This window comes from bacterium, from assembly GCA_023150945.1.
GTDB lineage: Bacteria > Zhuqueibacterota > Zhuqueibacteria > Zhuqueibacterales > Zhuqueibacteraceae > Coneutiohabitans.
Map to the genome: position 1 here is coordinate 1 of JAKLJX010000120.1, position 500 is coordinate 500.

The following is a 500-nucleotide window of genomic DNA, read 5'->3' on the forward strand; positions in this document are numbered from 1 at the left end:
ATCAAGATGGACGTGAGCAGCGGCTCGATCACGCTCAACGTATTGACGAAGGCCTTTTTTGACAAGGACACGGAGTTTCGCATCACGCCCGGCGGCGAATCGGCCAGCGATCAGATCGCGCTCAACAGCCTGCAAACGGTTGATCTCAGCATTGGCAAGGAGAGCTACATTCTCGGCTGCATTACGGCGCCCAACGCCAAAGTCGTGCTGAACAACAATACGCAATTCCGCGGCAGCATTATCGCGAAGTGCCTCACCGTGCAGCGGGATTGTCTATTCTATCACCATGATTCGCCAGGCGCTTTGCCTGGACCGGGCAATTTGCCCAAGAGTGCCGCCGATGAAGCCGGCGACGACGTGATGGTGACGAGCTACGAACTGGCACAAAACTATCCCAATCCGTTCAATCCCAGCACCACCATTCGCTTTGCCCTGCCGGAAGCGGGTGAGCTTTCGCTGGCGATTTACAACACTGCCGGCCAGCTCGTGCGCCTGCTGGC

The 500-nt window shown here is 57.4% G+C and carries 1 protein-coding gene; it reads left to right on the top strand.

The genetic code is table 11. The features are described from left to right. Positions 1-500, top strand: a 500-nt coding sequence (locus tag L6R21_28345) for a T9SS type A sorting domain-containing protein (protein MCK6563113.1), incomplete at both ends; no start/stop codon positions are given.